This window comes from Kribbella rubisoli (assembly GCF_004217145.1).
In the GTDB taxonomy this organism is placed as follows: Bacteria; Actinomycetota; Actinomycetes; order Propionibacteriales; family Kribbellaceae; genus Kribbella; species Kribbella rubisoli.
This window is the reverse complement of the sequence record NZ_SHKR01000014.1, coordinates 628139-648276: the sequence shown is the minus strand read 5'-3', so window position 1 is coordinate 648276 and position 20138 is coordinate 628139. Positions and strand designations below refer to the sequence as shown.

The window sequence follows — 20138 nt, the reverse complement described above, 5'->3', positions numbered from 1 at the left end:
CAGGTCCTAAGGTTGGGCACGTGTTCGTGGTGATCAGGTTCCGGGTAGGGGAGGCCGAACAGGCTCAGTTCGCTGAGCGGGTTCAGGTCGCGATCGACGTGCTGTCGCAGCAGAAGGGGTTCGTTTCGGCCCGCGTCGGGCGGAACGTCGATGACCCGGAGTTGCTGGCCCTTGACCTGGAGTTCGTCAACGTCGGGAGTTACCGCCGGGCCCTGTCGCCGTACGACGTGAAGGTGGCCGCGGTGCCGCTGCTGTCGGAGGCGATCGACGAGCCGACGGCGTACGAAGATTTGCTGACCTAGCACGGATTCGATGACGGCCACCCAGGACCGATAGCCTGGTCTCTTCCGTAGATTCGTCTGTGCCTGTTCTGGAGTCCAAAAGTGCCCGTGGAAACCGTCGATGCCGTCGTCAGCCTCAGCAAGCGGAGAGGCTTCGTCTATCCCTGCGGCGAGATCTACGGCGGTACCAAGTCGGCCTGGGACTACGGACCCCTCGGTGTCGAGCTGAAGAACAACGTCCGGACCCAGTGGTGGCGGACGATGGTGACCGGCCGGGACGACATCGTCGGCCTCGACTCCTCGGTGATCCTGCCGACCAAGGTCTGGGAGGCCTCCGGCCACCTGTCCGAGTTCGTCGACCCGCTGACCGAGTGCCAGTCCTGCCACAAGCGCTTCCGCGACGACCACCTCCGCGAGGACTTCGCCCGCCGGAAGAACAAGGACGTCGACGACGTCAAGCTGGCCGAGATCGCCTGCCCGAACTGCGGTAACAAGGGCACCTTCACCGAGCCGCGGATGTTCAACGGCCTGCTGAAGACCTACCTCGGCCCGGTCGAGTCCGAGGAGGGCCTGCACTACCTCCGCCCGGAGACCGCGCAGGGCATCTTCATCAACTTCGCGAACGTGATGGGCACCGCCCGGAAGAAGCCGCCGTTCGGCATCGCCCAGGTCGGCAAGAGCTTCCGCAACGAGATCACGCCCGGCAACTTCATCTTCCGGACCCGCGAGTTCGAGCAGATGGAGATGGAGTTCTTCGTCGAGCCCGGCACCGACGAGGACTGGCACGAGTACTGGCTGAAGGCGCGCTGGGACTGGTACACCGGCCTCGGCCTGAACCCGGACAACCTGCGGTTCTACGAGCACCCGAAGGAGAAGCTGAGCCACTACTCCAAGCGCACCGTCGACATCGAGTACCGGTTCAACTTCGGCGGCAAGGAGTTCGACGAGCTCGAGGGCATCGCGAACCGCACCGACTTCGACCTGTCCACGCACTCCAAGCACTCCGGCGCCGACCTGTCGTACTTCGACCAGGAGAAGGGCGAGCGCTGGACGCCGTACGTGATCGAGCCCGCGGCCGGCCTGACCCGCAACGTGCTCGCGTTCCTGCTGGACGCCTACACCGAGGACGAGGCCCCGAACGCGAAGGGCGGCGTCGACAAGCGCACCGTACTGCGGTTCGACCCGCGGCTCGCCCCGGTCAAGGCCGCCGTGCTGCCGCTGTCCCGCAACGCCGACCTGTCGCCGAAGGCCCGCGACCTCGCCGCCGAACTGCGCAAGAGCTGGAACGTGGACTTCGACGACGCGGGTGCGATCGGGCGGCGCTATCGTCGCCAGGACGAGATCGGTACGCCGTACTGCATCACCGTCGACTTCGACACCCTCGAGGACCAGGCCGTGACGATCCGGGAGCGCGACTCGATGAAGCAGGAGCGGGTCGCGTTGACCGAGGTGACCGGATATCTCGCCCAGCACCTGGTGGGTTGCTGACGATGAAGCTGTCGCGGGATCGGGTGCGCTTCGGTCTGGCTGTCTTCGGGTTGTCGGCGTTGGCAGTCTTCCTGTTGTCCGCTTGCTCGGACGACAAGCCTGCGGCCGGGAGCTCTCCGTCCGCCTCTAGCTCGTCTTCTCCGAGCGCGCCGTCGTCCAGTGCTCCGATCCCGACCGCTGCTACGCCTTCGCTGACGCCGTTGCCGACGCCGTCGAAGCCGTGGCCGACGCCGAAGGTGACCGGCGAACCGGCCGGCGATGCGCCGCTGGCTTCACGCATCACCTTCGCGATCTCCAAGCAGGCACAGATCGCGGCCGGGAAGGCTGCCACCACGACGGTGAAGTGCCCGGGGATCGACAAGGTCGAGACCGCCGGCAACCACGAGCTCACCTGCACGGTGACGTACGCCGGGAAGTCGTACAGCGGCACGCTGACGGTCGACGCGAAGCAGTACTCCGCGTCGTACAAGTTCACCTCGCCGTCGGTCGCGATCGTTCGCGCGAAGGTCGTCGACGCTGTGCAGCGGTCGGTCAGCGACGCGGCGAAGGTGACCTGCACGATGGATGATGTTGCCGTGGTCAAGACTGCCGACGCGGGAATCGCATGCGATGTGACGACGACCGCCAACGCCGTACAGCCTTATAAAGCACAGGTCTCCGGCAACGGACAGGTGCTGGTGGCGAAGGCCTGATGCTCAAGCTCGGCAACCTCACGATCGAGACGCCGGTGGTGCTGGCCCCGATGGCCGGCATCACCAACGCGGCGTACCGACGCCTGTGCGCGGAGCAGGGCGCCGGGCTGTACGTCTGCGAGATGATCACGTCGCGCGGCATCGTGGAGGGCGATCAGAAGTCGCTCGACATGCTCACGTTCGACGCGCGCGAGACGGTGCGGTCGGTGCAGCTGTACGGCGTCGATCCCGTTTACATCGGGCGTGCTGTGCAGATTCTTTGTGACTCCTACGGGGTCGCGCACATCGACCTGAACTTCGGATGTCCGGTGCCGAAGGTGACGCGCAAGGGCGGCGGCGCCGCGCTGCCGTGGAAGCGGAATCTGCTCGGCGCGATCCTGCGCTCCGCTGTGCATGCGGCAACGCCGTACGGCGTACCTGTGACGATGAAGACGCGGATCGGGATCGACTCTTCCCACCAGACGTACCTGGACGCCGGGCGGATCGCTTCGGAGTCCGGAGCTGCCGCGATCGGGCTGCATGGTCGTACTGCGGCACAGGCGTACTCCGGTCAGGCGGACTGGTCGACGATCGCAGAACTGGTGGAGCACGTGTCGATCCCCGTGCTCGGGAACGGCGACATCTGGGAGGCCGGCGACGCGCTCCGGATGGTGGCCGAGACCGGCTGCGCCGGGGTGATCGTCGGGCGCGGGTGTCTGGGCCGCCCTTGGCTCTTCCGCGATCTCGCCGTCGCCTTCTCCGGCGGCGAAGCGTTGAACCTGCCTTCGCTGGGCGAGGTAGCCGTAGTCATGCGCCGCCACGCAGAACTGCTCGCCGAACTGATGGGGGAGCAGCGCGGCCTCCGCGACTTCCGCAAACACGTGCCGTGGTACCTCAAGGGTTTCCCCGCCGGCGGCGAACTCCGAGCAGCCCTAGGCATGGTCGACACCCTCACCCACCTGGACGAACTCCTGTCCCAACTGGACCCGACCGTCCCCTTCCCAGTCGCCGAACTAGGCGCCCCCCGCGGCCGCCAAGGCAGCCCCCGCGACCACATCGTCCTCCCACAAGGCTGGCTCGACGACACAGACGGCCTGTCCGCCGACCTGGCCGACGCCGAAATAGGCGTCTCCGGCGGCTAAAGGCCACCGCTCCGCGGCGGCAGTTCCTTTGACCGCCTCCGGCGGAGTCGAGCCAGAAGGAGTGCAAGCTATCCGAGAGGGAGCCATGCGAAACGTCGTGCTGTACATGTCAATGTCGCTGGATGGGTACGTCGCGAGTGACCGCGAACACCCAGGTGTCGCGATTCCCGAAGCCGATGAGCTGAAGCAGTGGAAGCTGGAACGAGTCAGCAAGGCCGGTGCGCACCTCATGGGGCGTGTCACGTACCAGGAGATGGCGTCGTTCTGGCCGCATTCCGACGATGCCTACGCGGCGCCGATGAATGACGTACCGAAAGTCGTGTTCTCGAAGACCCTCAGCGACGCCGACGCCACCTGGCCCGAGACCCGGGTCGCGCGTGGCGACCTCACGAGCGAGATCGCTGCCATCAAGGCCGAGCCTGGCGCGGACGTGATCGTCTGGGGCGGTCAGCGGTTGGCCGGCGCGCTGGCTGCTGCGGATCTGATCGACGAGTACCGCCTCCTGGTCCAGCCCCTCGTCTTGGGCCGCGGGCAGACGTTGTTCGACCAGCTGCCGGAGTCGCGGCACCTGGATCTCATCGAGGCCACGCCGTTCCCCAACGGAGTCGTCGTGCAGGTCTATCGGACCCAGGCAGCACGTGCGGAGTAGCCGATCAGCCGACGCGGCGCTCACGGTCGGAGTACTCACGCCGCATGCGGCACCGGGGCCCGAAGTCGAGATTCCCGAAATGGCATCGGCAACTCTTGATGTGGTCGTCGCACGCGTGCGGGGACCAGGAGACTCCAACGCGACCCCTCCAACCGCGGCTAAGGACCTTCGCACGCTGGCCACAACCTCGGCGCTGCGCCCGGCCGTTGCCTCACTGGGCGAGGCATCGGTCGACGTCATCGCCTACGCCTCAACCACGACCGGATACGCGATCGGACACGTGGCTGAGGCCGCAATGATCAGAGACCTCCACCAACTGGCCGGCGTCCCGGTCGTCACAAGTGGACTTGCCGCCACGGAGGCGTTGAAGACATTCGGCGTACGCCGGATCTCCCTGATTCATCCACCGTGGTTCGAGGCGGAGATGGGGGACCTCGGCGCGACGTACTTCCGCGATCAAGGAATCGACGTTGTCTGCCTGACCGCGACGTCGCTGCCCGTGCGCCCGGACCGGGTGCGTCCCGAGCAGGTGATCGACTACGTCACCGAAAACGTAGACGCCTCGGCGGAGGCGGTGTTCATCGCCGGCAACGGCTTCCGCGCAGTATCCGCGATCGACGAGCTCGAACGCCGTACCGGGAAGTTGGTGCTCGAGGCAAACCAGGTACTGCTCTGGTCGATCCTGGCCGCGACCGGTTCGACGCTCCAGGTCGACGGCTACGGGAGACTGTTCGCGCGAGGTTGAGCTGTCGCCTCGCGCGCGTGCGTGGCCGCGTGGTCGACGTCGCTGTGGGTCACAGCCAAGTAGGCGACGAGCGCAGCGAAGAGCAGCAGGCCGATCAATGTGACCGGGCCGATGCCCCAGCCGACGCCGCCGTCGTGGGTGCCTTTGCCGAGCCAGTCGGCGACCGAGGCGCCGAGCGGGCGGGTCAGCACGTACGACGACCAGAAGGCGACGGTGACGTTGAGCCCGAGCTTCCACAGGCCGAGCGGTACGACGATGAGTACGGCGAACAGCAGGATCGACCAGGTGAAGCCGAGGCCGAAGTCGATGGCGGTGGCGTCGCCGACGGCGGTGCCGAGGCCGAAGGTCAGCAGCACGACGCCCCAATAGAACCGCTCCCGCCGGGCAGTGGTGATCGAGTGCACCGAGATAGTGCCCTCACTGCGCCGCCACCAGGTCAGCAGGCCGCACAGCAGCGCCAGGTAGACGATGGAGTCGAACCAGTACGGCGTACCGAGCGCGACATGCGGTCCATCGGCGATCATCGTGCCGAACAGAGCGACGCCGAGCACGGTGATCCAGTAGCGGACCGGGTGGTACGCCGTTGCCTTCAGCTGCAGGTAGAGGGCGGTGCCGAATCCGCCGACGCCGATCACGGCGGCCAGTGGGATGCTGATGGTGCCGAGGTAGTCGGAGGCGGTCTCGCCGATCCCGGTGGTCAGCAGCTTGACCACCCAGAACATGAGGAAGACCGCCGGGACCTTCGGAGCAGTGAACACGCGAGTTTGCACGGTCCCGAAGGCTACGGCCGACAAGCTGAGAGATAGCTGATTGCCGTCCCCCGTCCCTCGTCGAGGACACGGCGGAGTGTGGGGTCGAGCATGATCGGACCTTTCAGCGGGCGTTGGTGGTGCGCCAGGTGAAGTAGTCGGCGACGGCTTCGGGGAACGTGAAGCTCGGGGTGAAGCCGGTCTCCGCGGTCAGGCGCGTGATGTCGAGGTGCGGGCTGGTCTCGCCGCCGGGCTCGACAGCCAGCTGGCCGGCCGCTTCGCCGTACACGAAGGGCTTGCCGCTCGAGACGTTGTAGGCCGTGTGGTCGAGGGTGTCCGCGCTCACCAGCGAGGCGATCGCGCGCCCCATGTCGGGCGCGTAGCACCAGTCGCCGCCGGCGTCGGCCGGCAGGGGAGCGGGGGTTTCGCCACGGAGTACGGCGCTCACGTACGGCGGGATCGGGCTGAAGATCGACTCCGGGTCCATCAGCGGGCCCCAGGTCGAGCCGATCCGGAGCACGATCGGATGCACGCCAGTACCGGCAAGGCTGTGCGTCGTCACGGGCTCGACGGCCTTCTTGAACGCGACGATCAGGTGCGGCAGGTCGGCGGTCGGGAGCGCCATCCCTTCGTGCCAAGGGCTTTCGTCCTGCCCGATGTACACCCCGATGCTGCTGGCAACTGCGAACCGCCGTACGTTCCACGCCCGCGCCGCGTCCAGCGCATTGAACAGGGCCGCGGTGTCGTGGCGGAAGTATGCGACCGGATCGTCGCCGGGAATCGAGCCGGCCAGGTGCACGATGTTGCTGATGTCGTGGCGGTTCCCGAGCGCGAGGAACGCGTCCCGGTCGGTGAGGTCGACCTGCTCGACGACGACTTTGCCCTCGAGGAACGACGGGGCATCGGTACGCCGGTGTGACGTGACGACGACCTCCTGCCCGAGGTCGAGGAGGGCGCGGGCGGTGTGGGCGCCGATCATGCCGAGCCCACCGGTGACGAGAATCATGGCCGCGACGCTAGACCGGTATCGCGTCTCCCGGCTTGAACGAATCACGCACGATCCCTTGACCTGACCTGCGAAACCGGGGAAGTCTGACGGCATTGGATTTACGAATCACTTCCGAACCTGGTTCGTTAAGGAGTGTCGTGGGCATCGTGATCGGGGTCGTCACGCATGTGATCCACGACCAGTTGTTCCACGACGCCGCGGCGACGCTCGGCGGTGTGGAGCTCGAGTGGGTCAGCTACGACCACGAGGACGAGATCAGGGACAAGGTCGCCGAGTTCCTGAGTACGACGCGACTCGACGGCTTCCTGGCCGGACCGGTGCCGTACACCGCGAGCCGCGAACTGTTGCCGCCCGCTCTCTCCGTCGGTGTGATCCGCCCGTCGGCGCTCGACCTGACCCTCGCGCTCTACCGCGCACAGGAACGCGGCTGGGGTCGTCTGCCGGTCAGCATCGACACGTTTCCGGCCGAGGCGGTCGAAGCGGTGGCTGCCGCGCTGGACCTCGACCAGGACCAGATCGATTGCTTACCCTACGCACCGACCCAGAGCGTGGACGAGATCGTCGCCTTCCACCGTTTGGTATACCAAAAGTTCGGCGACCGCAGCTACGTGATCAGCGGGCGCGCCGCGGTCCGCGAGCAGCTCGACGGGCAGATCCCGATCATGAGCGGTATGCCGGTGCCGGCAACAATTCGCACCGAGCTGCACGAGCTCGCGCTGCGGATCGAGTCGGAGCGGGCGAGTGCGCAGCGGTTCGCGGCCGGCGTCTTCCTGATCTCGCAGGCCCTGACTTCGCAGGAACTGACTTCGCAGGAACTGGACGAGGAACGTGCCCGCATCGGGCTGATGAATCATCTGCTCAACACCCCGGAGTTCGCCGGTGCCTGGATCGAGAACCGCGGACGGCGCGGCGTGGTCGTCTTCGCCCACAAGGCGTTGTTCGAGCGCATCACCCGCAACTGGGTCGCCGTACCCGCGCTGGCCGAGGCCGCCGCGGCGCTCGGTGCGCAGGTCTCGGCCGGTTTCGGCGTCGGGGTGTCGGCGCGCAACAGCGTCGTGCTCGCCGAGCAGGCGGCCGCGCGCGCCGAGCTGTCCGAAGAACCCTGCGCATACCTCTTCGAGGACAGCGGCGTCGTCATCGGCCCGATGGGGCCGGCCGGCGAAGCGCTCCGGTTCTCGTACCGCGAGCACGGCGAAGAGGTCGAACAACTGGCGAAGTACGTCGGTCTGAGCGCCACCACCGTGTCCCGGCTGGCCGCGCTGGACCACGAACTAGAAGGCCGCACGCTCTCGCCTGGAGAGCTTGCCGGTCATCTCGGCATCACGGACCAGAGCGGACGTCGGCTGATCCGCACCCTCGACGCAGGCGGCCTGGTGAGCGTCGAAGGCACCGCCCAGCACCACCCCAAAGGACGCCCTACGCGCCTGTACCGACTGCGCATCGCACAAGCGCTGGAGGCACAACCGTGGAGCTCACCTGTCGTCTGACGGCACCGCACTCCTTGCTCCGAATTGAGAGGAACGCTCTTGAGAGACCCCGAGAATGCGACGGTCGAGGTCGAGCTGCCCGGCGACTTCGACGAGTTCTGGGCGGCCGGTCTGGCGGACTGCGCGTCGTACCCGCTGGACCCTGTCTTCACCGAGATGCCGACGCTCTCCACGGACAAGGTGATTGTCTACGATCTGCGATACACGAGCTACGGCGGTCTGCGGATCGCCGGCTGGTATACCGTCCCGCGGGACCAACCCGCGCCGCTTCCCGCCCTCGTCACGATCCCGGGCTACATCTCTGAGCCGACCATCCCGAAGGAGTGGTCCGAGCTTGGGTACGCCGCGCTCGCCGTCGCCCCGCGCGGAAAACTGCGGTCGAACGAGACCTTCAACCCGGGCTACCCGGGACTGCTCACGCACAACATCGTCGACCACAACACCTACGGATACCGCGGGTTCTATCTGGACGTCGTTCGTGCGGTTGAAGTGTTGTTGGATCGTCCAGATATCGACAATCTGCGGATCGGACTGCAGGGGTCGAGCCAGGGCGGTGGTCTCGGGATCTCCACGGCCGCGCTGCTTCCGGGAGTGATCCGATGCGTCGCCGCCGGTGCGCCGTACCTCTGCGGGATCATGACCGCGCCGACGTTGACCCGCTCGTACCCGTACGAGGAGATCAACGAGTACCTGCGGATCCATCCGAAGGACGTGGACCGCGTGCGAGAGACGGTCGCGTACTACGACGGGCTGAACTTCGCGCCGAAGGTCCAAGCGCCGACTCTCCTGTACGTCGGGCTCGAGGACGACGTCTGCCCGCCGGAGACCGGGTTCGCCCTGCAGCGCGCGCTGACTTGTGAGACCACGCTGCGCACCTACCCACACTGCGCGCATCACGCCGGCCTGCCGGATGTGATGCGGGTGGTCGAGGACTTCCTCGCCGAGCACCTCACCCCGGGACGGTGAACGAATGAACTTCGACAACTACTGGTCCGCCGTCGATGACGAGCTCGCGGCGATCCCCGGTCGGCCGGTGCTCGATCTCGTGCCGGCTCGAACGACCGACGAAGCAACGTTCTACACGCTGCGGATCACCAGCACCGGTCCGTACCGCGTGTACGGCAACCTCAGCATCCCGGCCGGCGACGGACCGTTCCCCGCGGTGCTCCTCACCCCGCGCTACGGCAGCGTCAACAACATCCCGCATCCGAACGACCGCAGCAGGTACGTCGTACTCAGCCTCATGCATCGCGGGCAGCGCCTCGCCGACGAGGGGTTCGCGGCGGCGTACCCAGGACTGTTGACAATGGGCATCGGCGATCCCGCGACGTACATCTACCGCGGGATCGCGGCGGACTGTCTGCGGGCGGCCGAGTTCCTCCGGGGACTGACTGAGGTGGATCCGAACAGGGTCGCTGTGAGCGGGGACGATCTGGCCGTGCTGACGGCTGCGCGGCGACCCGGGTTCAGCTCTGTTCGCGTCACGGATCTCTTGTTTTACAGGGCGATGGAGGCGCGGCAGAAGTCGTCTCTCTATCCGCTGGAGGAGCTGAACGACCACCTTCGAGCAGGCTCCTCGGCCGAGACGCTCGCGAATACGCTGTCGTATTTCGATCCGGCGCGGCACGCTCCCGCGATCACCGGGCGCACATTGTTTGCAATCGACAATGAGGACTGGTGCGGGTCGCTGATCTCTGTCACGCCAGACACCGAGGTCTACAACGTCACGCACCTCGACGGCACCGACAACGACTTTCTCGATGCCTGGTTGGCGGAGCGGTCGGGAGTACCTGCCATGTCAAAGTTCATCGCATGAGTACTCCGCTCGGCGTCCGCGCGGTCATCAACGCCAACGCCACCGTCACGGTCCTCGGCGGCTCGTTGATGCCGCCGCCTGTCGTGCAGGCGATGGCCGACGCCGCCACGCGTTTCGTCGATCTTCCGGAGTTGCACGTCCGCGTTGGTCAGCGCCTCGCCGAGCTGACCCACAACGAGTCCGCCTACGTGACCTCGGGGGCGGCGGCCGCCATCACGCTCGCGATCGCGTCGTGCATCACCACCGATTCGCAGGCGTTCCCCAAGCCGGCCGAGATCGTCATGTTCGCGAGCCAACGCAACGGCTACGACTATTCGGCCCGCTTCCTCGGCGCCACGGTCCACGAGATCGGCCCGTCCGTCGAGGAGCTGCAGGCAGCACTCGAACGCCGCCCGGCCTGCGTCCTCTGGATGGCCGGCGCCCACTACGCAGCCGACGCTCTCCCGATCGAGGAGGTAGTCCGAGCCGTCCGAGAATCAGAGACCAGCGCAGCCGTGGCTCCGGAAGTTGCGTCCGTCAGTCCCGGCGTTGCCGGGGAGGCCGTGGCTCCGGGAGTTGCGTCCGTCAGTCCGGGCGATGCGCGGGCCGCCGCGGTCCCGGGAGTTGCGTCGATCAGTCCGGGCGTTGCCCGAGGCGCCGCGGTCCCGGGGGTGCCGGTGCTGGTGGATGCTGCTGCTCAGATTCCGCCTGTCTCGTCGCTTTGGCGGTTCACGGGGGATGTCGGGGCTGACGCGGTGATTGTCAGTGGTGGGAAGGGTTTGCGTGGGCCGCAGGCGAGTGGGTTGGTGCTGGGGAAGACCTGGCTGGTTGACCGGATCCGTGGGCACTCGTCGCCCAACCACGAGATCGGGCGCGGGATGAAGGTCGGGAAGGAGGAGCTTCTCGGGCTGCTCGCCGCGGTCGAGTGGACGCTGCAACAGGACGAGTCAGAGTTGCTCGCGTCCTATGAGCGGATTGTTGACGATTGGATTGTGGGCTTGCAGGCAATCCCCGGAGTGGTGGTCGAGCGCGGGTACCCGAGCGAGGCCGGCCAACCCCACAGCCGCGCGGTGCTCCGGCTCCCCGGGATCCGCGACGAGGTCATCAAGAAGCTCTGGGACGGCGACCCGAGGATCGCGGTCGGCACGTTCGGCCTACCGGACGACGCCATCGCCCTCAACCCACAGACCCTCCAACCCGGCCAGCACAAGCTCGTCCTCCAAGCCCTCCACAACATCCTCACCTCGAACTAACTCACCACCATCCGCAAACCCACCCAGCTCACGCGCTCGCTGGCGGCTTGTCGCACCCCTGGCGTCCTACAACCCGCCAGCGGACAAACAACCCGCCAGCGAGCGAACAAGCGGCCGGCGGGCGAGCGGCCCGGCGGGGGCGAGCAACCCGCCAGCGGACAAACAACCCGCCGGCGAGCGAATAAGCGGCCGGCGGGCGGGCGGCCCGGTAGGGGCGGGCAAGCCGCTGGTTGGTGGCAGACCGGCGGGCGAAGCACCTCCGGCGGCGAACGCCGCTGAACGGGTGAACAAGTCACCCGGAGAGGGAACAGCCGCCGGTGGGTGAGTGGCGCGCGGAGGTGAGTGGGGTTCTCGGGGGGTGTGGGGCTTCTAAGCTCTGGGGATGGCGAGTAAGCCGGATGAGACGCGGGATGGCGTTGACCTGACCAACTTGGATCAGCCGTTGTTCGATGGGGCGGAGGCGACCAAGCGGGATCTGGTCGACTACCTGGACGCGGTACACGAGCGGATCCTTCCGGAGTTGCGGGAGCGGCCGTTGTCGGTGATCCGGATCCGGCCGGGCCAGCCCAAGTTCATGCAGAAGAACGTCCCGAAGTACACGCCGGAGTGGGTGAAGACCGTGCAGGTCTGGGCCGAGGCGTCGAAGCGGGAGGTGTCGTACGCCCTGTGCGACGACCGGCGAACGCTGCTCTGGTTCGCCAACCAGCGTGCGGTCGAGTACCACCCGACGCTGATGCGCGCCGACCGCTGGGACCGAGTCACGCATCTCGTCCTCGACCTCGACCCGCCGGAGGGCGAAACGTTCACGATGGCGGTGCAGGCGGCGCTGCTCGTACGCCAGGCATTGACCGACTCCGGGCTCTCCGGCGCGGTCAAGACGAGCGGCGCGAAGGGCGTGCACGTGATCGTGCCGATTGTCGACACGGTGTCGATCGAGGACGCCGCGGCCGCGACCAGGGCGATCGCGGCGCGGGCCGAGAAGATCGATCCGTCGGTCGCGACAACGGCGTACATCAAGGAGGACCGGCACGGGAAGGTGTTCGTCGACTCGACACGTTCCGGTGGCGCGACGATCGTGGCGGCGTACAGCCCGCGGGTCCGGCCCGGTACGACGGTTTCGTATCCGGTCGGCTGGGACGACCTCGAGAGCGTGACCCCGCGCGACTTCACCGTCCGGAACGCGGTCCAGCTGCTGGGCGACGCCGACCCGTGGGCCGACGAACTCCCGGCGCCGCAGGACCTCCCCGAGGACCTCTTGGAGGAAGGCCGCGCGATCCCGGTCGCGCGAGTCGTCGCCATGCACGAAGGCAAACGCCGCAAACGCGCCCGCGAAGCCGCAGACAAATCCGAGAAGTCCGAGAAGTCGGACGAATAGCTACACCTCGGCCGCCGTCGTCAGTTCGAGCGCTTGCTGCCGTACGTCGGGATGCGGGTTCCTGCGCAGCTCGACCAGCAACTCACGCCACACCGGCGCCCAACCGGTCCTGCGCCCAGCTGCGCCGATCAGCGACTGAGCAACGAGACCCGACATCAACGTCTCGCGGCGGAGCATGCTGCGCGCCGGCTGTTCAAGCAACTCCGGTGTCCAGTGAGCAGACAGCATGTCGAGCCGGCCGCCGAGACGCAACGCCGCTTCATGCGCCGCCAGCGGCCGACCCTCGACCGCGTCGAGAAGTCTGTCGAGCTCGGTCCCGAGGTCGTTCCAATCCATCGAATCGACGAGTAGTTCCAACCGCATCCGCAGCAGATCCGGGCTGTCGAGTTCGGCCGCGACCGTCTTCAGGATCTCTCGGTCCGGCTTCCCGATGAACGCCTGCGAGAGCCGCGTCACCAGTAGCCCGAGCCGCTGCCTGGCCGGGTGATCGCGGTCAGCCAGCGCATCAGGCAGTCGAGGATCGGCCTCGAGCCGAATCAGGAGACGTGCAGCCCTGACCATCTCGTCCCTAGCCAGCTCGGGATCGATGGCCACCAGCGCCGTCGTCGCGTCGTTCCACACCGTTGACCTACCAAGATCAACAATGAAGTCCACGCAGATCGGTGCGACCGCGGCATTCCAGCGCGCCCATCGCGGCAACGACCGCACCGCGCTCCGCACCACCTCCTGCTCAGGCCGGTTCGTCACCGCCACGAGCAGATCGGCGTACCGAGCGCGATACTTCGCCGCCATCCCGTACGCCGGACGCCGCGTCAGAATCGTCGCCGTAGCCGCGCTGTCATGAACCGCCTGCTGCAGCAAGGCCCAACTCGCCGGCTCATGCAGCAAATACTGCGACGCCGCACTTGCAATCGCAGCCTTCACATCACGATGCGCAGAAGCCCAAGCATCAGCGAGCACAGCACTCGCTCCAGGAGCGCGAAGCTTGCCGAGCAACCGCGCCGCCTCCTTGCGGGACGTGATCTTCACACCCTCGCCAACGAGCACCGGATGCAAGAACCCCGGCAACCGGCTGGGCCGCACGAACATCGCCGCCCGCGTCGCCGCATACATCGCGACCCGGGCGCGATCGTCACCCGCATGCGCGAGCAAAACCGGCAACGCCTCCTGCGGCGCATCCGTCCACGCCAACGCACCAAGCGCAGCCTCCTGCAGCAACACGGATTCATGCGTCAGGAACGGCTCGAGTGCAGCGCGTCCGGCGCTCGGCACGTGACCCAGCATCGAGACCGCGTTCGCACGAGCCCAGTCCGGCATCCGCTCGTCACCGGCCGCACCGGCAACGAGTTCGGCGTACCGCGTCTGCTGGCGCGGGAGCCAGCGGCGGATCGCGCGGTCCGGGACATTCCAGGCCGGGTGGTTCCGCTCGAACCGGCGGATCCGGTTGGGACGCGCGAGGACGACGTCCAGCAGATCGGTCCGTACTTCGGTCACCGCCTGCCAGACCGGATCCCAGCGGGCCATCCCGACATCACGCTTGATGATCCGTTCGACCCGCTCGCCCCGAGTCGACGACGGCCACAGCCACAGCTCGGTCGCCTCTCCGACGGTGTGCTCCTGGTTCGACCACACGGCCTGTTCGAGCGCGGCTTGGAGGTGCTCGTTCGACCAGCCACGGTCGTCGAATGCTCGCGAGATCGCGAACGGCAGCCGGAACTCCTTCCGCGCGACCCCGTCGTCGACGTACTTCCGCAGTACGTTGTACACAGCCGTCTCCTGCCCGCGCGGCAGCCCTTCGATCAGCCCGTACAGCGGGATCGAGCCCTGGTTCTCGGTCAGCCGCCCGTGTGCCTGCAGGCCCCACTCCAGCAGCGCCGGATCGTTGCGTCGGGCACCTTCCTGGACGGCGGTGGTAGCGAGCGTGCTCAGCGCTCGTTGGGTGCCCCAACTGGTGTCCCGCGCCTCCAACGCGCTCGTCAGCAGACTCTCGAGCGAGCCGGTCAGCGCACCGCTCATCATCGACGGCGGAAGCTTGCTGAGGGCCCGCAGGACGCCCTGACGAACGGTGTCGCGATCGTTCCGGGCGCGTGTCACCCAGGCGACCGCAGCCTCGACCGCGGCTGGCTGACGCGAGTGTCCAGCCGACGCGACGACCGCTTGGTATACCAAAGATCGATCGTCAGCGTCCGGCTGCGCGATCTCCTGCTCGAGCTGCGCGAACGCCTCGTCGTACGGCAGAAAAGCAGTGATCTGCCAACGGGAATGATTGCCCTCAGCAACCGCTGGCAGAGTGAGCATCCGCCTGGTCTGATCGAAGCGCACCTGCCGGGGGAGCAGAGCGAGCAGCTCCGTGGACAGCACGATCTGGCCGAGGTCGACGGTGCTGGTGCTGCCATCGAACACGGCGGCGCGGCGGGACGGCGGCAGATCGCCGAGCAGGCCAGGCAGGATCGGCCACGACAGTCGACCAAGCGCGATCAGCTCATCGTCCGAGTAGCGATACAGCCGCCGGCGCATCGCAGGGGTGAGGGCATTGGGCAACGACCACGCCCGCTCCGGTGCCAGCAAGATCCGCAATACCGCCGCGGGATCGGCGTCCATCAAGCGGCCGAGCACCGAGGTGAATGCTGAAGGCAACTGGTCCGGGACGAGCGCGTTTGTCAGCAGCGCCGCGACCTGCGCCGGATCGTGCTCGAGCGCCCCGATCACGCCGTACGCCGCACCTTGCCACCACTCGTCCCGCTCCGGGCCGGACGGCAGCGTGCTGCGTGCGTAAGCGAGGACCACTTTCGGGTGCCGCGCTCCAAGCCGCTGCCACTCGCCGGGTCCGAGGATGTAAGCGAGCTCGGGCAACAGCCGCTCGACGGTCTCGCCGTCCGTGCTGGAGAGCAGGCTCGCGGCGGCGCGGTCACCCCAACGTTCGCGATGGTCGTCGATCAGACGCGCGGCGAGCGCGGATCGCCCGGCCTTGCGGATCACGTGTAGGAGCTTGGTGCGCAGTACGGCGGGCGCGTCGTCGTACAGGATCCGCAGATCGTCATCCGAGACTGGTACGCCCCTGCCAACCGCCGCGAGTGCGCGATGCTGCACCGCCGGCGTCGGATCGTTGAGCAGCCGAGTCACGTAGCCGACATCACCCGTGACCTGCGCGATCGTCACACCGAGAGTCCGCTCGTACGGCGTGCCTCGCCCGAGTTCACCCAGCAGCTCGGCGAGGTCGGTTGTCCCGCGCAACCGGTGGCCTTCGAGCGCAACGTGGCGAAGCCGTTCGCCGTACGACAGCTGATCGATCGCTCGCAGCAGGTCGGAAGCTCGCATGCCCCCATCCTGCCGAACGACCGGTCAACTCACCCGTCGGAGCTCCGCGAACGCCTCGGCGAGCTTCGGCAGCGTGTAATGCGCGTTCAGGCCGCTCGGGTTCGGGAGGACCCAGACGCGGGTGGTGCCGATCGTGCGGTCCTGCTTGCCGATGGCCGCCGTACGGTCGGCGAAGGCCTCGCGGTAGGCAGTGACGCCGAGGACGGCGAGCCATTCGGGCTGGGCCTCGAGCACCTTCGACACCAGGCTCTCGCCGCCGGCGACGAGCTCCGCGCGGGTGAGCTCGTCGGCCCGTGCGCTCGGCTTGTCGACGACATTCGTGATGCCGAGCCCGTACTCGAGCAGCTCGTCCTGCTCGGACGGCTTGAGCTGCCGCGGCGTGAATCCGCTCTGCTCAAGCGCCGGCCAGAACCGATTCCCCGGCCGCGCGAAGTGATGCCCGGTCTCTGCCGACATCAGCCCTGGGTTGATCCCACAGAACAACACCTTCAGGCCGGGCCGGATCACGTCGGGCAGAGCTTGCATGGGGGAACCGTAGCTAACGACAGGAGGTACTGGCCTCCGAGGCCGCTCGCACGCTCGGCTCGAGCGTGGAAACCTCAGCCGCGGCCCACTACCTCCTGTCGTTAGGCGTCCACTCCCCTGCTGTCAACCCAGGGTTGACGCGTTCAGGTTGTCAACCTAAGGTTGACGCATGACTCCTGGACCTGATCTGCAGCAGCTCATCAACACGATCAAGACCGACGCGGGCAGCGACGACGAGCTCGCGCAGCTCGCGACCGCGGCCTCGACGATCAGCGAACTGACCAGCACCGGTGACGCCGCGCTCGGGTTCTTCGTCGACCGGGCCCGCGGCGCGGGGAAGTCGTGGGTCGAGATCAGCGCGGTGCTCGGCGTCAGCAAGCAGGCCGCGCACAAGCGGTTCGCGGACTCCTGGACCGCGCGGCCGGCGTTCGAGCGCTACACCCAGCGAGCGCGTTCGGTGGTGCAGGCCGCCGAGGACATCGCCCGGGCCCGCAATCACAACTTCGTCGGCACGGAGCACCTCCTGCTCGGGATGTACAAGGAGCCGGGCGCGATCGCGGCCAAGGTGCTCGTCAACCACGGCATCACCGAGGAGTCGGTGCTCCAGGCCGTCGACGCCAAGAGCCCGGCGGCTGAGCCGGCGCCATCGACCGAATCGAAGGATCTGGACGTCGAGGATCCGCCGTGGACCCGGCGTGCGGCGCACGTCCTGCAGGGCGCGGTCGGAGAGGCGCTGACGCTCGGTCACAACTATGTCGGCACCGAGCATCTCCTGCTTGCCTTCTACCGCGACCAGGCCGGCATCGCCACGAAGATCCTGCTGGAGCAGGGCCTGGACGAGTCCGCGGCCTGGACCGATATTCGCGCGGCGCTGGAGGGCTTCAAGAAGTAGGTTGGGCGTATGCCTGACTGGTCTGCGCGGTTGAACGGGTTGGCGGTAGCGGCTGAGGTGCCCGGGGCGGTGCTCGGCATCTGGCAGGACGGCGCGACCACGATCACGCCGTACGGCGTGCTGAATACCGCGACCGGGGTGGAAACCACCGCCGACTCGATCTTCCAGATCGGATCGGTCAGCAAGCCGTGGACCGGGACGATGATCGTCCAGCTCGCCGCCGAGGGTCGGTTGCACCTGGACGACCCGGTGGTCAAACTGTTGCCAGAGGCACCTATTGATCCGCGCATCACGGTGCTTCACCTGCTCACTCACACCAGCGGCATCGACGGCGATCTGTTCACCGACACCGGCCGCGGCGACGATTGCCTGGAGCGGTACGTCGCTCTGCTTGCCGACGTGGAGCAGCTGTTCGAGCCGGGTACGGCGTACTCGTACTGCAACGCGGGATTCGTCGTACTGGGCCGGCTGATCGAAGTACTCGACGGCCGGACGTGGGACGAATCCTTGCGGGCGCGGCTGGTCGAGCCGCTCGGCCTGACGCACACCGTCACCCTGCCCGAGGAGGCGATCCTGTACCGGGCCGCCCGCGGTCACACGGCCGAGGACGGCTCGCCGGTCAAGACGTGGCAGTTGCCGCGCAGCGTCGGCCCGGCCGGGCTGATCGCGGCGCGCGCGGGCGACCTGCTCGAGTTCGCGCGGATGCATCTGGACGACGAGAAGTACGCCGGGATGCAGGAGCCGCAGGTGCCGTTCGCCGGCGGGATCGGCGGCTTCATCGATCTCGGTCTGACCTGGCGGATCTACGACTGGGACGGTCGCCGGATCTTCGGTCACGACGGCTCGACGATCTCGCAGACGGCATTCCTCCGGGTCGATCCGGAGGCCCGGCTGATCATGTGCCTGCTGACGAACTCCGGCAACGGGACCAGGCTGTTCGAGCCGCTCGCCTCCGAGGTGTTCGAGCACTACGTCGGAGTCAGCCACCCGGCCGCACCACAACCGGTCGACGGTCCGGTTGACGGTTTGGTTGATGATCGCAATCTCGGGCGCTACGAGCGTGCCAGCGTGCGGCTCGACGTCGTACGGCGTGGAGACCGGCTGGTGCTCACCGAGCAGGCGACGGGGGACCGGCTGGCGTTCGCCGAGGAGGCGGTGCACGAGTACGACATACTGCCGACGGAGCCGCTCGACGGGGACCACTTCGTCCTTCGTTACTCTCCGGAGCATCCGTGGGTGCCGCTGACGTTCACGCCGACGCACCTGTTCACCTCGGGCCGGGTTACGCCCAGGCGCTGAGACAACTCTGCCTTTGAGATATTGGGGTGCGTTCTGGGGTGACCGAGCTAACGTCTTCTGCGTGACTAGTGCACCTGCTGAACTTCCCCGTAAGGCTGGTGACCTCCGGGCCGCCGGCTATCTGCCCCGGTCGATCAAGGCCGAAATCCGTGACAACCTGCTGGAACAACTCCGGGCCGGACGTGATCCGTGGCCCGGCATCGTCGGATTCACCCGCACGGTGATTCCGCAGCTCGAGCGCGCGCTGCTCGCCGGGCACGACGTCGTACTGCTCGGTGAGCGCGGCCAGGGCAAGACCCGGCTGTTGCGCACGCTGGTCGGGCTGCTCGACGAGTGGACCCCGGTGATCGAGGGTGCGGAGCTGCCCGAGCACCCGCTCGACCCGATCACGCCCGCCTCGCGCCGCCGCGCCGCAGAGCTCGGCGACGACCTGCCGGTCGCCTGGCTGCACCGGGACCTGCGGTACGCCGAGAAGCTGGCAACGCCGGACACCTCTGTCGGTGACCTGATCGGCGACGTGGACCCGGTGAAGGTTGCCGAGGGCCGCAGTCTCGGCGACCCCGAAACCATCCACTTCGGCCTGGTCCCGCGCTCGCATCGCGGCATCGTCGCGATCAACGAGCTGCCCGACCTCGCCGAGCGCATCCAGGTCGCGTTGCTGAACGTGATGGAGGAGCGCGACATCCAGGTCCGCGGGTACACGCTGCGGCTGCCGCTCGATGTGTTGCTGGTGGCAACGGCCAACCCCGAGGACTACACCAACCGCGGCCGGATCATCACGCCGCTGAAGGACCGGTTCGGCGCCGAGGTCCGGACCCACTACCCGCTCGACATCGACGCCGAGGTCGACGTGATCCGGCAGGAGGCCGAGTTCACCGCCGAGGTCGGCGAGCCACTGCTCGAGGTGCTGGCGCGGTTCGTCCGGCACCTGCGCGAGTCGACCGCGATCGACCAGCGCTCGGGTGTGTCCGCCCGGTTCGCGGTCGCCGCGGCCGAGACCATCGCCGCCGCCGCGTTGCGCCGCAGCGCGATCACCGGCGAGACACCGGCCGTTGCGCGGCCGGTCGACCTGGAGGCGGTGCCCGCCGTACTGCGGGGCAAGCTCGAGTTCGAGCCTGGTGAGGAAGGGCGCGAGATCGAACTACTCGAGTACCTGCTGCGTCGGTCGGTGGCCGACACGGCACGCGAGCGTTTCGCCGGTCTCGACCTGACTCCGCTCGCCCATGCTGTTGCTGACGGCAACCTTGTGACGACCGGTGAGCGGGTGCCCGGCCGGGACGTGCTGGCCGCGTTGCCCGAGCTGCCTGTCCTGCACGACGTCGCTGCCCGGGCCGGTGTCGAGCCGGACGACTCGCCCGGCCAGATCGCTGCCGCCATCGAGCTCGCCCTGGAGATGCTCTACCTGTCGAAACGAGTAGCCAAGGACGCCGACGCCGACACCACGGTCTACGGGGCCTGAT

18 protein-coding genes are annotated in these 20138 nt (G+C 67.5%); 14 read left to right on the top strand and 4 right to left on the bottom strand.

What is annotated here, in order from left to right; translation table 11 throughout:
* Positions 1–20 precede the first annotated feature (20 nt).
* The 6 genes from EV645_RS28590 to EV645_RS28565 all read left to right on the top strand — a co-directional run bounded on the left by EV645_RS28590 (position 21) and on the right by EV645_RS28565 (position 4976).
* Positions 21–302 carry an antibiotic biosynthesis monooxygenase family protein gene (locus tag EV645_RS28590; protein ID WP_198681898.1) on the top strand — a complete coding sequence of 94 codons (282 nt, stop codon included), beginning with the start codon at positions 21–23 and terminating at the stop codon, positions 300–302.
* An 81-nt stretch (positions 303–383) separates the two neighbouring features.
* Positions 384–1769, top strand: a complete 1386-nt coding sequence (locus EV645_RS28585) for a glycine--tRNA ligase (RefSeq protein WP_130447097.1) — start codon at positions 384–386, stop codon at positions 1767–1769.
* A gap of 2 nt (positions 1770–1771) precedes the next feature.
* The gene (locus tag EV645_RS28580) at positions 1772–2461 is read left to right on the top strand and encodes a hypothetical protein (protein ID WP_242000715.1); all 690 of its coding nucleotides are present in this window, start codon (positions 1772–1774) and stop codon (positions 2459–2461) included.
* On the top strand, positions 2461–3582 hold the full coding sequence (gene dusB, locus EV645_RS28575) for a tRNA dihydrouridine synthase DusB (protein WP_130447096.1): 1122 nt from the start codon (positions 2461–2463) through the stop codon (positions 3580–3582). Before EV645_RS28580 ends, dusB begins: the two co-directional genes overlap by 1 nt.
* An 85-nt stretch (positions 3583–3667) precedes the next feature.
* A complete protein-coding gene (locus EV645_RS28570; protein ID WP_130447095.1) occupies positions 3668–4231 on the top strand; it encodes a dihydrofolate reductase family protein in 564 nt (187 codons plus the stop codon).
* A gap of 79 nt (positions 4232–4310) precedes the next feature.
* Positions 4311–4976, top strand: coding sequence for a maleate cis-trans isomerase family protein (locus EV645_RS28565; RefSeq protein ID WP_130447094.1), 666 nt, complete (start codon positions 4311–4313; stop codon positions 4974–4976).
* Here EV645_RS28565 and EV645_RS28560 read toward each other — a convergent pair.
* Both EV645_RS28560 and EV645_RS28555 read right to left on the bottom strand, forming a co-directional pair.
* Positions 4949–5746: a COG4705 family protein gene (locus EV645_RS28560; RefSeq protein ID WP_130447093.1), complete on the bottom strand. Its 798-nt coding sequence runs from the start codon at positions 5744–5746 to the stop codon at positions 4949–4951. The genes EV645_RS28565 and EV645_RS28560 overlap by 28 nt on opposite strands.
* Before the next feature lie 103 nt (positions 5747–5849).
* Positions 5850–6731 (bottom strand): NAD-dependent epimerase/dehydratase family protein, encoded by an 882-nt coding sequence (locus tag EV645_RS28555; RefSeq protein WP_130447092.1) that lies wholly within the window; start codon positions 6729–6731, stop codon positions 5850–5852.
* 140 nt (positions 6732–6871) lie between these two features.
* Here EV645_RS28555 and EV645_RS28550 point away from each other — a divergent pair, with 140 nt between their 5' ends.
* The 5 genes from EV645_RS28550 (at position 6872) to ligD (ending at position 12644) form a co-directional block, all read left to right on the top strand.
* Complete coding sequence (locus EV645_RS28550; RefSeq protein ID WP_198681897.1) at positions 6872–8221, top strand: hypothetical protein; 1350 nt, start codon at positions 6872–6874, stop codon at positions 8219–8221.
* A gap of 39 nt (positions 8222–8260) precedes the next feature.
* On the top strand, positions 8261–9187 hold the full coding sequence (locus EV645_RS28545; RefSeq protein ID WP_157997172.1) for an acetylxylan esterase: 927 nt from the start codon (positions 8261–8263) through the stop codon (positions 9185–9187).
* A gap of 4 nt (positions 9188–9191) precedes the next feature.
* The gene (locus tag EV645_RS28540; RefSeq protein ID WP_130447090.1) at positions 9192–10037 is read left to right on the top strand and encodes an acetylxylan esterase; all 846 of its coding nucleotides are present in this window, start codon (positions 9192–9194) and stop codon (positions 10035–10037) included.
* A complete protein-coding gene (locus EV645_RS28535; RefSeq protein WP_130447089.1) occupies positions 10034–11269 on the top strand; it encodes a hypothetical protein in 1236 nt (411 codons plus the stop codon). Before EV645_RS28540 ends, EV645_RS28535 begins: the two co-directional genes overlap by 4 nt.
* A gap of 382 nt (positions 11270–11651) precedes the next feature.
* Positions 11652–12644 carry a non-homologous end-joining DNA ligase gene (gene ligD, locus EV645_RS28530; RefSeq protein ID WP_130447088.1) on the top strand — a complete coding sequence of 331 codons (993 nt, stop codon included), beginning with the start codon at positions 11652–11654 and terminating at the stop codon, positions 12642–12644.
* Here ligD and EV645_RS28525 read toward each other — a convergent pair whose 3' ends face one another.
* The gene (locus EV645_RS28525; protein ID WP_130447087.1) at positions 12645–15962 is read right to left on the bottom strand and encodes a HEAT repeat domain-containing protein; all 3318 of its coding nucleotides are present in this window, start codon (positions 15960–15962) and stop codon (positions 12645–12647) included.
* Between the two features lie 24 nt (positions 15963–15986).
* Positions 15987–16487: a G/U mismatch-specific DNA glycosylase gene (gene mug, locus EV645_RS28520; RefSeq protein WP_130447086.1), complete on the bottom strand. Its 501-nt coding sequence runs from the start codon at positions 16485–16487 to the stop codon at positions 15987–15989.
* A gap of 169 nt (positions 16488–16656) precedes the next feature.
* On the opposite strand from mug, the gene EV645_RS28515 reads away from it, so the two are divergent.
* The 3 genes from EV645_RS28515 (at position 16657) to EV645_RS28505 (ending at position 20137) form a co-directional block, all read left to right on the top strand.
* Complete coding sequence (locus tag EV645_RS28515) at positions 16657–17379, top strand: Clp protease N-terminal domain-containing protein (RefSeq protein ID WP_130447085.1); 723 nt, start codon at positions 16657–16659, stop codon at positions 17377–17379.
* A 9-nt stretch (positions 17380–17388) separates the two neighbouring features.
* Positions 17389–18678 (top strand): serine hydrolase domain-containing protein, encoded by a 1290-nt coding sequence (locus tag EV645_RS28510; RefSeq protein ID WP_130447084.1) that lies wholly within the window; start codon positions 17389–17391, stop codon positions 18676–18678.
* A gap of 61 nt (positions 18679–18739) precedes the next feature.
* Positions 18740–20137 (top strand): sigma 54-interacting transcriptional regulator, encoded by a 1398-nt coding sequence (locus tag EV645_RS28505; protein ID WP_130447083.1) that lies wholly within the window; start codon positions 18740–18742, stop codon positions 20135–20137.
* Position 20138: the final 1 nt, after the last annotated feature.

Coding starts and splice junctions, on each gene's coding strand:
- EV645_RS28510 (WP_130447084.1), top strand. CDS start 17,389: ATGCCTGACTGGTCTGCGCGGTTGAACGGGTTGGCGGTAGCGGCTGAG.
- EV645_RS28570 (WP_130447095.1), top strand. CDS start 3,668: ATGCGAAACGTCGTGCTGTACATGTCAATGTCGCTGGATGGGTACGTC.
- EV645_RS28515 (WP_130447085.1), top strand. CDS start 16,657: ATGACTCCTGGACCTGATCTGCAGCAGCTCATCAACACGATCAAGACC.
- dusB (WP_130447096.1), top strand. CDS start 2,461: ATGCTCAAGCTCGGCAACCTCACGATCGAGACGCCGGTGGTGCTGGCC.
- mug (WP_130447086.1), bottom strand. CDS start 16,487: ATGCAAGCTCTGCCCGACGTGATCCGGCCCGGCCTGAAGGTGTTGTTC.
- EV645_RS28535 (WP_130447089.1), top strand. CDS start 10,034: ATGAGTACTCCGCTCGGCGTCCGCGCGGTCATCAACGCCAACGCCACC.
- EV645_RS28525 (WP_130447087.1), bottom strand. CDS start 15,962: ATGCGAGCTTCCGACCTGCTGCGAGCGATCGATCAGCTGTCGTACGGC.
- ligD (WP_130447088.1), top strand. CDS start 11,652: ATGGCGAGTAAGCCGGATGAGACGCGGGATGGCGTTGACCTGACCAAC.
- EV645_RS28580 (WP_242000715.1), top strand. CDS start 1,772: ATGAAGCTGTCGCGGGATCGGGTGCGCTTCGGTCTGGCTGTCTTCGGG.
- EV645_RS28555 (WP_130447092.1), bottom strand. CDS start 6,731: ATGATTCTCGTCACCGGTGGGCTCGGCATGATCGGCGCCCACACCGCC.
- EV645_RS28565 (WP_130447094.1), top strand. CDS start 4,311: ATGGCATCGGCAACTCTTGATGTGGTCGTCGCACGCGTGCGGGGACCA.
- EV645_RS28540 (WP_130447090.1), top strand. CDS start 9,192: ATGAACTTCGACAACTACTGGTCCGCCGTCGATGACGAGCTCGCGGCG.